14 protein-coding genes are annotated in these 11,886 nt (G+C 66.4%); 4 read left to right on the forward strand and 10 right to left on the reverse strand.

Annotated features, from left to right (window positions below; genetic code table 11):
- Positions 1-21 precede the first annotated feature (21 nt).
- The 4 genes from HUA74_RS21955 to HUA74_RS21970 are packed head-to-tail and all read right to left on the reverse strand — an operon-like array spanning position 22 to position 2,469.
- Entirely contained in the window at positions 22-411 is a 390-nt protein-coding gene (locus HUA74_RS21955) for a hypothetical protein (protein WP_254625172.1), read from the reverse strand.
- The gene (locus tag HUA74_RS21960; RefSeq protein ID WP_174456087.1) at positions 377-961 is read right to left on the reverse strand and encodes an imm11 family protein; all 585 of its coding nucleotides are present in this window, start codon (positions 959-961) and stop codon (positions 377-379) included. The genes HUA74_RS21955 and HUA74_RS21960 overlap by 35 nt, the downstream gene beginning before the upstream one ends.
- Before the next feature lie 29 nt (positions 962-990).
- On the reverse strand, positions 991-1,575 hold the full coding sequence (locus tag HUA74_RS21965; RefSeq protein WP_174456088.1) for an imm11 family protein: 585 nt from the start codon (positions 1,573-1,575) through the stop codon (positions 991-993).
- Between the two features lie 21 nt (positions 1,576-1,596).
- Complete coding sequence (locus HUA74_RS21970; protein ID WP_174456089.1) at positions 1,597-2,469, reverse strand: AHH domain-containing protein; 873 nt, start codon at positions 2,467-2,469, stop codon at positions 1,597-1,599.
- A 102-nt stretch (positions 2,470-2,571) separates the two neighbouring features.
- On the opposite strand from HUA74_RS21970, the gene HUA74_RS21975 reads away from it, so the two are divergent.
- Positions 2,572-3,366, forward strand: a complete 795-nt coding sequence (locus HUA74_RS21975) for an immunity 49 family protein (RefSeq protein WP_174456090.1) — start codon at positions 2,572-2,574, stop codon at positions 3,364-3,366.
- Positions 3,367-3,625: 259 nt separating this feature from the next.
- Here the strand turns inward: HUA74_RS21975 and HUA74_RS21980 are convergent, their stop codons facing one another.
- Positions 3,626-4,690 carry a DUF2169 domain-containing protein gene (locus HUA74_RS21980; RefSeq protein WP_174456091.1) on the reverse strand — a complete coding sequence of 355 codons (1,065 nt, stop codon included), beginning with the start codon at positions 4,688-4,690 and terminating at the stop codon, positions 3,626-3,628.
- Positions 4,691-4,765: 75 nt separating this feature from the next.
- Between HUA74_RS21980 and HUA74_RS21985 the strand changes: the two genes are divergently transcribed.
- On the forward strand, positions 4,766-5,590 hold the full coding sequence (locus HUA74_RS21985) for a tRNA1(Val) (adenine(37)-N6)-methyltransferase (RefSeq protein WP_174456092.1): 825 nt from the start codon (positions 4,766-4,768) through the stop codon (positions 5,588-5,590).
- A 4-nt stretch (positions 5,591-5,594) separates the two neighbouring features.
- Here the strand turns inward: HUA74_RS21985 and arsN2 are convergent, their stop codons facing one another.
- The 5 genes from arsN2 to HUA74_RS22010 all read right to left on the reverse strand — a co-directional run bounded on the left by arsN2 (position 5,595) and on the right by HUA74_RS22010 (position 8,932).
- Entirely contained in the window at positions 5,595-6,041 is a 447-nt protein-coding gene (gene arsN2, locus HUA74_RS21990) for an arsenic resistance N-acetyltransferase ArsN2 (protein ID WP_174456093.1), read from the reverse strand.
- Positions 6,038-6,439 (reverse strand): arsenate reductase ArsC, encoded by a 402-nt coding sequence (locus tag HUA74_RS21995; protein ID WP_141648265.1) that lies wholly within the window; start codon positions 6,437-6,439, stop codon positions 6,038-6,040. Before HUA74_RS21995 ends, arsN2 begins: the two co-directional genes overlap by 4 nt.
- Positions 6,436-7,506 carry an ACR3 family arsenite efflux transporter gene (arsB, locus tag HUA74_RS22000; RefSeq protein WP_217443528.1) on the reverse strand — a complete coding sequence of 357 codons (1,071 nt, stop codon included), beginning with the start codon at positions 7,504-7,506 and terminating at the stop codon, positions 6,436-6,438. Before arsB ends, HUA74_RS21995 begins: the two co-directional genes overlap by 4 nt.
- A gap of 7 nt (positions 7,507-7,513) precedes the next feature.
- Positions 7,514-7,909 carry a metalloregulator ArsR/SmtB family transcription factor gene (locus tag HUA74_RS22005; protein ID WP_254625173.1) on the reverse strand — a complete coding sequence of 132 codons (396 nt, stop codon included), beginning with the start codon at positions 7,907-7,909 and terminating at the stop codon, positions 7,514-7,516.
- A gap of 66 nt (positions 7,910-7,975) precedes the next feature.
- On the reverse strand, positions 7,976-8,932 hold the full coding sequence (locus HUA74_RS22010) for a hypothetical protein (RefSeq protein ID WP_174456095.1): 957 nt from the start codon (positions 8,930-8,932) through the stop codon (positions 7,976-7,978).
- Between the two features lie 205 nt (positions 8,933-9,137).
- On the opposite strand from HUA74_RS22010, the gene HUA74_RS22015 reads away from it, so the two are divergent.
- Positions 9,138-9,644, forward strand: coding sequence for a DoxX family protein (locus tag HUA74_RS22015; protein ID WP_141648268.1), 507 nt, complete (start codon positions 9,138-9,140; stop codon positions 9,642-9,644).
- Positions 9,645-9,791: 147 nt separating this feature from the next.
- The gene (locus HUA74_RS22020; protein WP_254625174.1) at positions 9,792-11,771 is read left to right on the forward strand and encodes a CapA family protein; all 1,980 of its coding nucleotides are present in this window, start codon (positions 9,792-9,794) and stop codon (positions 11,769-11,771) included.
- Positions 11,772-11,886 lie beyond the last annotated feature (115 nt).

The raw sequence follows: 11,886 nt of genomic DNA on the forward strand, positions 1-11,886 counted from the left end.
GGTCCTGTGATCGAGCGCGCTTCATGATTCTTCTTCGGACTCTTCCATCCAACGAAGGAAGCGCATGGCGCCCACCAGTGCGAGGACGGGTTCCCCCTCTTCATCACTGAAGCGGATGGCGTCATGTTCGTCCGACAGGCTGACCTGAATGCAGTACATGGCCATGTCCTTGCCGGGTCGGACCAGGTCCTTCATCCGCGCGTCGATGACGCGAGAATGCAGTTCCAGAACCTCGGTGTAGACCTCGTCCAGGGGAAGCAGAACCCCGCGGACTCCCTCGCGCGCTGTGACGAAGCACGGCACCTGTTCCTCGAGGATGCGAGCAACGATGTCAGCGGGCTGTTCTTCGATGCAATTGGCTTCGAACATGATGAACTCAGATTTCCACGCCGTCCCAGCCTTCGGCCTCATAGACCCTGAAGCCCGTTAGCCCAGCTTCATTGAAGGCAGCGAGGACGTCTTCTCTAATGAGAGTGAGGCGGGTTTCCGTCGTGCAGCGGAATATCTTGGCCTGAGGGCTGATGGCATCGGATTTGAGTACAAGCTTCTCGATGAGGCCAATCTGGTCTTTTGCAAGATGATTTATATCGTAGACGGAGCGGGCCATGTCGATGGCATCTTCGGCACCCTGCAGGTTGAGGAAGGCATAGTCGGGACCAACGACGTTGCCTTTGTGGTCCTTGACCACGACGGGAAGCCACTCGGCGTTGGTGACCTCCAGCGATTCGATGAGCTTGCGTGCCCGTCCTGAAACCAGGAGGTCGCTCATCAGGTTGGGCTGGAAGTCGTAGAGGTTCCGGTCATCAGGATAGTTCTTGGAGAAGGAGACCTCGCCACCCGTTGGAAACTCCTTGGCGAGGCTGATTCCCCTGTCGAACTTCCAATCCGTCGGGCTTCCACGCGGATAACTTTCGATGAACCCTGCTTCTTCAGCCATGACCTTGAAGACGAAGTAGTTCATGGGCGTGACGGACTTGGTTCTCGGAAGAATCAAAGGTTCAGGCCGTTCCAGCCTTCAGCATTGTAGACCTTGAATCCCGTCAGGCCCGCCTGGACGAAGGCGGCATGGACGTCCTCACGAATGAGAGTGAGACGGCGCTGCATGGTGCAGCGAAACATCTTTGCCTGGGGATTGATGGCGTCGTATTTGAGGGCCAACTTCTTGACGCGGCCGATCTGATCTTTCGCCAGGGAATCCATCCTGTAGACAGAATTTTCCATGTCGATGGCAGGTTCGGCACCCTGCAAGTTGAGGAAGGCGTAGTCGGGGCCAACGACATTGCCCTTATGGTCCTTGACGACGACGGGCAGCCACTCGGCATTGGTGAGTTCCAGCGACTCGATGATTTTGCGTCCTCGCCCTGAAACGAGGAGATCGCTCATCAGGTTGGGCTGGAAGTCGTAGAGGTTCCGGTGGTCAGGATAGTTATCAGAGAAGGACACCTCGCCACCCATGGGAAACTCCTTGGCGAGGCTGATGCCTTCATCGAACTTCCAGTCAGTAGGGCTCCCTTTGGGATACTCATCAATGAACCCTCCTTCGACCGACATGACCTTGAAGACGAAATACTTCATAATGACTCCTTTTTCCTTATCTCAGTAAAGAGAGCCCCACTCATAGCGGCTCTTTGCTTTCTTGTCTTTCGGGGCATATCTCACAAGCGGATGTTTGTACTCTTTGCCCGCCGTGACGGTGGCGACGACAGCCCTGCTCAAATCGACGAGAATGTCCCAGTAGTCGTCTTCCAATTCTTTTAGTTTGTTGAATATATCCGTGACCAAGAGTCCGTGGTCTTTCTGTTTATCAATCTCCTTCTGTAGGTTCTTGGCGATGACTTTCATGTCCTGCATCACCTGCTGCGTGTAGTTGGGATGGTCGCCCGGGTGTTGCAGGAGCGCGTGGACCGGCACTGCCCATGCCTGGTCCGGCAACATGATGATGTTGTGACCGTGATTCAGGTTGTACTCGGACTGGAGAATCAGCCGGAGCTGCTGGTACGTGAAGGCGGTCCCACTCTTCAGCTCGTAATAGAACGCCGAGCCCGGGAGGATGTGGTGGGCCTCCCATGCGTACGGGTACTTCTGAAGCGCGGGCTTCTTCTCCTTGTCCTTCGCCCTCGGATTGAAGTTCTCCGGCGGTCCTCCCGGGAACTCCGCTGTCTCGCGCACCATGTCCCGGATTTCATCCAGGTGCGGATGGTCGAACACTCGGTACACGCCGCGCCCGTCCAGCGACGCGATGTAGTTCGAGCCGTTCTGCGCATAGTAATTATCCTTGCCGAGCACCCCGCGCGGCTGCGCGTTGCTGTCCACGTGGTCCGCGTCGTCCGCAGACTCCTCCGCTGGCTTCGGCTTCTTCTTATTCGCTTCCTTGGCCGCCGCGTACTTCCGGTCCCGGCTTCGCTCGAAGATGGCCAAGAGGCGCTGCGACAGCGCCGTGTTCATCTCGTTCGCACTGAGGTTGCTCATGCGCACACCCACCTGGAGCGAGGATGGCGCAAGGTCGCCACCTCTTGACGTCAATGCTGCCCGAAGGCTCGTTTCCAGGCTACGCTCACCCGCACTTCTCCCATGGCTCGCCTGATTTCCCTTCGCGCTGACGCGGCTGACTCACTGGGTGAAAAACTGAGCCGGTTCGACCCCGGTGCCGACCGCCCCAGTCTCCTCACCCGGCTTGACGGTATCTCCCTCGACCTGCACCTCATCGCCGTCGCCACCCTGCTCGTCGACGGCAACCCCCAGGGGTTCTTCCTCAACCTCTGCCGGATGGCCGAGAACGCTCGCCGCCTCCACCTCCTCCTCGAGGCTCGCGGACTCCCTCCTCCCCCCGCCCGGCGCAATACCCCCTTTCTGGGTGCCCTCGCCGCCGGCCACTTCCCCCTCGCGGAGGCCGTCGCCGCCACCTCCAGTACCCAGTGGCAACAGGGCGCCGAGTACGAGGACGAGTTCCTCTGGGCCTCCACCCTCCAAGTCCTCGCGCGCACCCCACCCGCCTCGTCCGTCGCCCTGGAGCGGGTGCTTGTTCCCCTGGAGAAGGTGGGCAAGGAGCCCTACGCCAGCCGCGTCGCCGTCGTGCGGGCCCTGGCCTCCGCCGACCGGACCGCTTTCGCCGAGGCCTTCGCCACCGCGTGTCTCGAGTACGGCCTCTCCACCGAGAAGCGTGCCCGCTCACTGTCGACGCCCGTGACGTCCTTCGCGCCACATCGGTTCATCTGGCTGGAAGGACTCGCCCTGCTGAGACTGGCCGAGCGCGCTGGCATCGCTCCCGTGGACACCAGCTTCCGCTATTGCCCTCCCCTCGCCCGCGTCCCCATGACGGTGACCTACACAGGCGATTGGGCCCTTCAGACGACTCCGACGGAGTAGCCCGCGTCACCTCGGGCGATGGGCTGCCCGGCGACGCCCCGCCCTCGGTTGTCACCCGGGCAGGCGTGATGGCGGGAACGAACCCCGCCGCGCCGTCGCACGTCACCCCAGCCCAACAGATTGCCTGCAAGGGATCTCTGCCGCGCCGTCGCGCGTCACCCAGTCCGACGGGTTGCCCGGGAACGACCCCTCCGCGCCGCTGGACGTCACCCCGTCCCGACGGATTGCCCGGAAACGAACTCCTCCGCGCCGCTGGACGTCACCTCGTCCCGACGGCTTGCCCGGGGACGAGCCCCTCTGCGCCGTCACACGTCACCTGGATGGAGCGCAGCTCTGTCGGCTCGCGCTGCAAGGTGAACGTCCCTCGCCACACGAGGAACAGCTTCATCGCATCCGTGTCGATGACGACCGTGTCCAACTTCAACTCCAAATCCGCGTCATCCAATCCCCGTGCTCGCGGTGCCAGCACCCGTGGCGCCGCCAGCGCGGGCAGCTTGAAGCCCATCACCCCTCCGGGTGCCACGTGCGCGAGCAACACGGACTCACCGCCCCGCAGGTACTCCGTGACGAGCTGGTCCTTGGGCGCCCCATTCAGGAAGCGCCGGTCGAAGTCCTTCGGCAACAGCGGGCTGCGCGACTTGCGCCACGCGTCGTCATACGTCCCCGCATAGGACGCGCGAGGTTGCCAGTGCGGCTCGATGAAGCCGAACCCCGTGGGCGTCGGGCACTGGCCCCACATCTTCAACACATCCGTGGGCGACTCCAGATTCGGCAGCCGAAGCCCCTCCTCGAACCGACTCCCCTTGGCTCGAAAGCCCGTGCCCAGTGGATTACGAGGCTCGAACGTGTGTTTCGCGGCGTCCTGCGCGCTCTTGTCCCAACCCCCGAAGGACCGCTCGTAGCGCAGGGGGATGCGCTCGAACGCCAGCGGCTGGGTGATGCCGATGCCACCCAGGCTCTTGAACCACGTCCTGTCTCCCACCACGCGCACCTGCTTGTGGATGGGCCCGACATGCAACTCCGCGAGCAACTCGCGCGTCCCAACCTTGGGCGCATGCGCGTGTCCCAGCAGCACCACGTCCGTGCCGACCTTGGTGAACGCGCTCTCGGGCTCCAGGCGCGGACTGGAGGTCTCTGCTCCGTCCCAGCGCTCGCCCGCGACCATCAAGGGCGCCTGCTCCTCCGCGAGCACCGGCGCACCGCGAGGCTTCAAGTCGAACGTGGCCTTCACCACGGGCACGAACAGGGGCCGCAACACCTCATCGGTGAGGAACAGGGGCTCGAAGATGAAGGGGGTGCGATTCTCGGTGGACGGGTGCCCCATGTTTCATCTCTATCAGTCCTCGTGAGCCCGTGACAGGACACCCGCGCCACCCCAGTGGACGCGTGTGCGACGCGGATGCAAGCTTGCGGGACCCACCCCGTGACGCCCTCCCACCTCCAGCCCGGCCCGGACGAGACGCTCGACTCCATCGGTACGGCGGGCGTGCGCGTGTTTCAACGACGCAATGGCTACCGCTTCACGCTGGATGCCGTGTTGCTCGCGCACTTCGCGGCCACCGAGTCCATCCCGAGCCCCGCGAGTCCTGTCCTCGAACTGGGCGCGGGCAGCGGCGTGGTGTCATTGCTCCTGGTGAAACAATTCGGCCTGGGGCCCGTGGATGCCCTTGAACTCCAGCCCGCCGTGTTCGCTCGGCTCACGCGCGCGGTGGCGCTCAATGCCTGTGAGGCCCGGGTGCGGCCGGTGCTCGGGGACCTGTGTCGCATCCGGGAGTTCGTCACCAGCGGCGCCTACGGCCATGTCGTGTCGAACCCTCCCTTCCGAGTCGCCGACGCGGGAGTCCGCAGCCCGGATGACGAGCGCGCCATCTCCAAGTCCGAGGTGGCTTGTGATGCGCAGGCCGTCATCACGGCGGCACGCTACGCACTCGCTCCCGGGGGCTTGGTGAGCCTGGTGTATCCCGCGGCGCGCGCGGCCGAGGTCCTGGGGTGGCTGGCCCAGGCGAAGCTGCATCCTCGTGTCCTGCGCTTCGTCCACTCGCGCGTGGATGCCCCCGCGACGCGGTTTCTCGTGCAGGCCGTGCGTGACAGGGACAGGGGCCTCACCGTGCGCCCACCGCTCGTCGTCCACGGTGAAGGACCCGGAGGCTACGCCCCCGAGGTCGCCGCGCTGATGGACCCGCCCCTCGCGGAGCAGGCACCGCCTCCGAACGAGAGCGACTGAGCGTCTACCCGACCGGAGGTGCGGTGCGGCGCATCACCACGGCGCTGGCGGGACACGCGCCTCGAAGCTCTTCGGAGGCCTGGAACTCGGGAGGGAGGTTGGCTCGCTCGATGCGAGTGAACCCGAAGCGCGGGAAGTAGTCCTCCGCCGTCGTGGTGAGCAGGAACACCGTGCCGATTCCCTCTGCCTCCGCCTTCTGGACCAGCCGGTGAATCAGCTTTGCGCCCAGCCCCTGTCCCTTCCGCGCGGAGGCGATGACGACGGAGCGGAGCAAGGCGCCGGTGGCGTACACCTCGAGACCGGCGGCCCCGACGATGGCTCCCTCGTATTCGGCGACAAGGAACGCGGGCAGGTGGCGTGCGACTCCCTGGAGCGGAAGTCCCGCCGAGGTCAACAGGGCTTCGACAGGGCCCAGGTCCTCGGGTCGGGCAGGCCGCAGCGTGACAGTCATCGTGACCACTCCTCTCGGGACAGGAAGTCGACCACACGGGCACGGACTTCGTCTCGAATCTCGCGCACCCGCTCGACGGGCTTGCCCTTGGGGTCTTCCAGCGGCCAGTCGCCTCGCTTCAACCCCGGGACGACAGGACACGCATCGCCACACCCCATGGTGACGAGCCACTGGGCGTCTTGCGCCAGCGCGTCCGTGAGGAGCTGGGGCCGAGCCGTCGACAGGTCGATGCCTACCTCCGCCATGGCGGCGCGCACCTCGGGATGGACCTGCGTTCCCGGGTTCGTTCCCGCCGAGAGGGCCCGTGCCTTGGTGGGGTCCGCCATCGCGTTGAAGAAGGCCGCCGCCATCTGCGAGCGCCCCGCGTTGTGGACACAGGCGAAGATGACGAGGTTCATGTCGAGGCCTCTGGAAAGAATCCGCGCCGGAGCCACAGCGACAGATAGACGAGGGAGATGAGCGCGGGCACTTCAATCAAGGGCCCCACCACGCCCGCGAGCGCTTCGCCCGAGGCCATGCCGAAGACACCCACCGCGACGGCGATGGCCAGCTCGAAGTTGTTGCCCGCCGCGGTGAAGGAGAGCGAGGTCGTCTCCTCGTAGTTGAAGCCCAGCTTTCGCGAGACGAAGAAGGCGCTCGTGAACATGACGGCGAAGTAGACGAGCAGCGGCAGGGAGATGCGAACGACGTCCAGGGGAAGGCGCGTCATCTTCTCGCCCTGCATCGCGAACATGAGGACGATGGTGTACAGCAGCCCCAGCAGCGCCGTGGGCCCCAGTCGCGGGAGGAAGCGCTGCTCGTACCACGCCTCGCCCTTCCACTTCGTGAGCACCCCGCGAGTCAGCGCGCCCGCCACGAGTGGCACCCCGAGGAAGATGAGCACGCTCCGGGCGATGCTCCACATCGACACGTCGAACACCGCTCCCGTCTGGCCGAACCACCCCGGGATGACGGTGAGGAAGAGCCAGCCGAGCACCGAGTAGAAGAGAATCTGGAACACCGAGTTGAGCGCCACCAGGACGGCGGCCACCTCGTTGCTTCCACAGGCGAGCATGTTCCAGATGAGGACCATGGCGATGCAGCGAGCCAGTCCGATGAGGATGAGGCCGTTGCGATAGTGGGGCAGGTCCGGGAGGAACAACCACGCCAGGGCGAACATCAGCACCGGGCCCACGACCCAGTTGAGCACCAGCGAGGTGGCGAAGAGCTTGCCGCGCGTCTTCAGCTGCCCGAGCTCGCCGTAGCGCACCTTCGCCAGCACCGGGTACATCATCCACAGCAGTCCCAGGGCGATGGGCAGTGAGACGGTGTCCAGCTTCACCGTGTCGAGCCGTGTGCCCAGGTCCGGGAATGCTCGGCCCAGGCCGATGCCCAGGACCATGGCCGCGACAATCCACACGGGCAGCAGCCGGTCGAGGAGGGAGAGCTTTCTGGCGACACCGACGGGGACTGTCGGCGAACTCATGGGGGCCTCAGGTGCATGCATCGGGGCCACACGCCTTGAGCAGTCGCGCCACTTCACGGCGAATCGCATCCCGGGAAGCGAAGGCCGCGACGAGCGCCTTCACCTGGGAGTCGCACAGCGCATCCAGTTGAGGCGAGAGCCGGTAGTACACCCAGCTTCCTTCCCGTCGTGACTCGACGAGGCCCGCGGCCTTGAGGACGGCGAGCTGCCGAGAGGTGTTGGACTGCGGGAGTTCGAGCGCGCGCTCGAGGTGACAGACGCACAGCTCCGAATGCGACAGGAGCGCGATGATGCGCAGGCGCGTCTCGTCCCCCAGCGCCTTGAGGGTCCGACTCAGTGGACGGACTTCGAGAGTCGAGGCGGTGACTGGCATGATGACATGACGATATTCAAATATCGTCATGTCGGCAATCGAAACTCCCGTGTCACGCGGGGGAGGCGTGCCTGGTTGCTCGGACAGGTGACTTGGCTATTCGGCGCCCAGGGGCTTCGTGTTCGTCACCTGGAGGCCGCCACCCTCCGACGCGGTGATGAACACCTCGCTCCTCGCCGGCACGTCGAGTGTCAGTCGGCGCTGCTGCTTGCCCAGGGTGAACATCACCTTCAATTCACGCCGCCCTGGTTTCACGTCCTGGATGACTCCACCCGAGCCTCCTTCGTCACCCTTGCGAGCGCCGTCCAGTGACACCTCACAGGACTTGAGACAGCGGACATGGAGACGCGAGGCGTCCGCGAGTCCCGCCTTCTCACGGGCCTCTTCGACATCCGCGAGCGCCCAGTGCTCCGTGAGGATGACCCGGCCCTTGGAGTCCCCCTGATACCTGGCCTCCGTGCCCGCGGGCACGTCGATGTAGCTGGCGAAGAGCTTCCGCTGGAGCAACTCGGCCGTGCCCTCCACTCGGCGCTTGCCGGGCTCCACGTTCCGGAACTCCCAGGTCCGCTCGTCTCGACGCGTTCCCCTTCGCCCGTCGAGCATCACCGCGCAGTCTTCCAGACAGCGCACGATGGCCACGCTCTTCGCGGTGGAAGGTGGAGGCGGCGGCGGGCTCGGGGTGTGTTCGGAGACACGTGTGACTCGCGAGCTTCCCTCCACCCATTCAGGCGTGCCGGGTGAGGAGGTGCTCTCCTTCCGCACGACGATGCGCTGGTTGCTGACGAGATAGACGGTCGCCAGGGCCGTGTCGGGGATGTCCGCGAAGCCGCTCGCCAGGGGCCGGCCCAGCACACCCGTGGCCTCCACGCGCCGTGCTCCCGGGGCGATGCCCTGGAACTCCCAGAGGGCCTCGTTCACTCGACGTCCTCGCTTCCCGTCGAAGACCACCGTGCACGTCTCCGTGCAGCGCACGCTCACGGTGACGCCTTCTTGCGCGAGGGCCGGAGCGGACAGCGACAACGCCAGGGACAGGAACACGTCGCGGAGGGCCATGGACTCGCCAGTCTGGCGCCGGCCGTGCTCCGGGTCGAGCCACCTTGATTGGTGGCCGTGAAGGGCGGAGCGGAGCGGCCGTGGGTCCGCCTGCCCTCCGAGGGAGGGGAAGGTGGCCACCCGTGCGACGCGCGCGGTCCGTTCCCAACGTACCCAGGTTTCCCGGATGGGCCCATGCATGGCCCTCCAGCAAGGAGAACAGGGCATGAACGCGGTGATGCTGACCGAGCAACCCGACATCCTCAAGGCGGCGGCCTTGCTGCCTCCGCGCCTGTCACTTGGCTCGACGATGGTGGTCCATGGGCTGGCCAAGCTGCGCAAGGAAGGCACCGAGCAGCACGCGGGCTTCTTCGAGCAGCTCGGGCTCACTCCCGCCCGGCCCCTGGTGCTGGCCACCGGTGTGACGGAGGTGCTCGCGGGTGTGAGCGCCATCCTGGGCTTCGCCACCCGGCCCGCCGCGTTGGCCGTGCTCGTCACCCAGGCTTTCGCCATTGCCAAGGTGCATGGCTCCAAGGGCTTCGACAACACCAAGGGCGGGTACGAGTTCAACGTCGCGCTGTGTGCCATCGCCCTCGGGTTGTTGCTGCGTGGACCGGGGCAACTGTCGGTGCACAGCGCCGTGGAGGGGCGGGTGAAGCGCAAGGAGCTGCGTCGGCTGAGGCTGCTGCCTCGCCAGCGCCGTCGGTCCTGGCTCCTGGACCTGCTCGGCTAGGGGGCCCGTGGGGGGAGTGAGGGTGCCCGGTGACGCACATGCCAGCGCCGGGGGTGGGGGGCGTGTGTCGCCTGCCCGGCTGCTGATGGGCCGGGCACATGTGGGCTGTCCCTGGAGGGCCCGGAGCCTCGTAAGATGCGCGGGCCCATGCTTCCGTCCGCCTTCGTCCTGCTGGCGCTCGCCACCTCGCCGGGTACCTCCCCGGCGCACGAGCCCGCCCCCGCCCACAAGTTCTCCACAGCGTCCGTCACCGAGAGCGCCGAGCTGCTGTCCTCGGCGGGCTCACGGTCCGTGCGCGCCGCGCTGGGTGCGGAGGCATCCGTGGATGCGGTCGCGAAACGCGCAGGAGATGGATCCGCGCGGGCGATGATGAGCGTGGCCTCAGCCGCGATGAGTGCGGGAGATGGATCCGCGCGAGCGGTGATGCGCGCGGATCATCAGAGCGTGGCCACCGCCATGCTGAGCGCGGGCTTGGGTTCCGTGCGCTCCGTCGCGAGCCAGTCTCCGTCGAGCGTGGCCACCGCCATGCTGAGCACGGGCTCGGGGTCCGTGAGCGCCGTCGCGAGCCAGTCCCCATCCAGCGTGGCCTCCGCCGCGCTCCGCACGGGGACTCAGGCCGTCAGCACCGCGCTGGTCCGGAACACTCCCGTAGCCACGGTGCAGCCAGCCCTGGCTTCTTCGTCGGACACCCCGCCCACCGTGCAACCCGCTCCCGCGCAGGGCACCGTCACCGACCTGGGCAGCGCGGCGGCCCGAGCCGGCGCTGGCGCCCTCCGTGCCGCGGCCTTCGCCCTGGGCTCGGGCTCCTCGGCCATCCCCTCCCCCGCCGAAGCCGAGGCCCACTACGCCCGAGGACTCGAAGCCCTCAAGTCCAAGGACACCGCCACCGCCATCACCGAACTCTCCTCCTGCGTGAAGGGCCTTCCCTCCCGCGTGGACTGCCGCTGGGAACTGGGCTGGGCCTACTCCGTCGAAGGCCGCTGGGCGGACTCGCTCACGCAGTGGACCGAGGTCCAGAAGCTCGCGCCCGAGCACCCCGACCTGGAAACCGCGCTCGCCCAGGCCCGAGGCCAGGCCGCCCTCCAGGCCCGGCTCTCCCAGTCCCCCCTGGCCAGCACCCGCCCGCCCCCGCCCGCCGACGCCAAGGTGCGCATCCGCGCCGTGGGCGACATGATGCTCGGCACCACCATCCCCGAAGACAACCTGCCACCCGATGGCGGCGGTAGCGTGATTGCGGGTGTGCTCCCCTTGATGCAGGACGCGGACATCACCTTCGCGAACGTCGAGGGCCCCCTCTGCGACAACGGGAAGACCACCAAGTGCCGCTCGTCCGGCAACTGCTACGCGTTCCGCTCGCCCACCGCCTACGGCCAGTTCTTCAAGGACGCGGGCGTGGACCTGGCTTCCACCGCCAACAACCACTCGGGTGACTTCGGTGAGCTGTGCCGTCGCGAGACGGAGGCCACGCTCGATGCGCTCGGCATCGCCTGGAGCGGACCTCCGGGCTCCGTGGCGACCGTGGACCGCAACGGCCTGCGCATCGGCATGGTGGCCTTCCACACGTCCCCCTCGTGCAACCACCTCAACAACCTGGCCACGGCCACGGCGCTGGTGCGCGCGGCGGCGGCGGAGCACGACATCGTCCTCGTCTCCTTCCACGGCGGCGCCGAGGGCGGCAAGGCGCTCCACGTCCCCAACGGCCGGGAGATGTTCTTCGGCGAGGACCGCGGTGACTTGCGCGCCTTCACCCACGCGGTGGTGGACGCCGGCGCCCACGTCGTCATCGGCCACGGGCCCCACGTCGTGCGAGGCCTGGAGTTCTACAAGGGCCGCCTCATCGCGTACTCGCTGGGCAACTTCGCCACCTACGGCCGCTTCAACCTCAAGGGTCCGCAGGGGCTCGGCATGGTGCTGGAGGTGGAGCTGAACAACGCGGGTGACTTCACCTCCGGCCGCGTCCTCGCCACGAAGCAGGTGGACAAGGGCCTCGCCGTCCCCGACGAGAAGGGCGCCGTCATCCAACTGCTGAAGGACCTCACCGCCGTGGACTTCCCCGACTCCGGCGCCCGCATCTCCGACGACGGCACCCTCCGCCCCGCCGGCAAGGGCCCCGTCTCCTCACGCTGACGTCACCCGGGCGCGCGCTCGAATCCGCACGCGCGCACCGATGCCCCGACAATCACACACCCGCGCCCACGCAATTCCTCGCAGGGCTTTCATGAAATGCGTCGTATCAGGACAT

Source organism: Myxococcus sp. CA051A (assembly GCF_013336705.1).
Lineage (GTDB): Bacteria > Myxococcota > Myxococcia > Myxococcales > Myxococcaceae > Myxococcus > Myxococcus llanfairpwllgwyngyllgogerychwyrndrobwllllantysiliogogogochensis.

Bases quoted from the DNA above. Each gene is read 5' to 3' on its own strand.
- HUA74_RS21955 (WP_254625172.1), bottom strand. From the start codon at position 411: ATGAGGCCGAAGGCTGGGACGGCGTGGAAATCTGAGTTCATCATGTTC.
- HUA74_RS21960 (WP_174456087.1), bottom strand. From the start codon at position 961: ATGAACTACTTCGTCTTCAAGGTCATGGCTGAAGAAGCAGGGTTCATC.
- HUA74_RS21965 (WP_174456088.1), bottom strand. From the start codon at position 1,575: ATGAAGTATTTCGTCTTCAAGGTCATGTCGGTCGAAGGAGGGTTCATT.
- HUA74_RS21970 (WP_174456089.1), bottom strand. From the start codon at position 2,469: ATGAGCAACCTCAGTGCGAACGAGATGAACACGGCGCTGTCGCAGCGC.
- HUA74_RS21975 (WP_174456090.1), top strand. From the start codon at position 2,572: ATGGCTCGCCTGATTTCCCTTCGCGCTGACGCGGCTGACTCACTGGGT.
- HUA74_RS21980 (WP_174456091.1), bottom strand. From the start codon at position 4,690: ATGGGGCACCCGTCCACCGAGAATCGCACCCCCTTCATCTTCGAGCCC.
- HUA74_RS21985 (WP_174456092.1), top strand. From the start codon at position 4,766: ATGCAAGCTTGCGGGACCCACCCCGTGACGCCCTCCCACCTCCAGCCC.
- arsN2 (WP_174456093.1), bottom strand. From the start codon at position 6,041: ATGACTGTCACGCTGCGGCCTGCCCGACCCGAGGACCTGGGCCCTGTC.
- HUA74_RS21995 (WP_141648265.1), bottom strand. From the start codon at position 6,439: ATGAACCTCGTCATCTTCGCCTGTGTCCACAACGCGGGGCGCTCGCAG.
- arsB (WP_217443528.1), bottom strand. From the start codon at position 7,506: ATGAGTTCGCCGACAGTCCCCGTCGGTGTCGCCAGAAAGCTCTCCCTC.
- HUA74_RS22005 (WP_254625173.1), bottom strand. From the start codon at position 7,909: ATGACGATATTTGAATATCGTCATGTCATCATGCCAGTCACCGCCTCG.
- HUA74_RS22010 (WP_174456095.1), bottom strand. From the start codon at position 8,932: ATGGCCCTCCGCGACGTGTTCCTGTCCCTGGCGTTGTCGCTGTCCGCT.
- HUA74_RS22015 (WP_141648268.1), top strand. From the start codon at position 9,138: ATGAACGCGGTGATGCTGACCGAGCAACCCGACATCCTCAAGGCGGCG.
- HUA74_RS22020 (WP_254625174.1), top strand. From the start codon at position 9,792: ATGCTTCCGTCCGCCTTCGTCCTGCTGGCGCTCGCCACCTCGCCGGGT.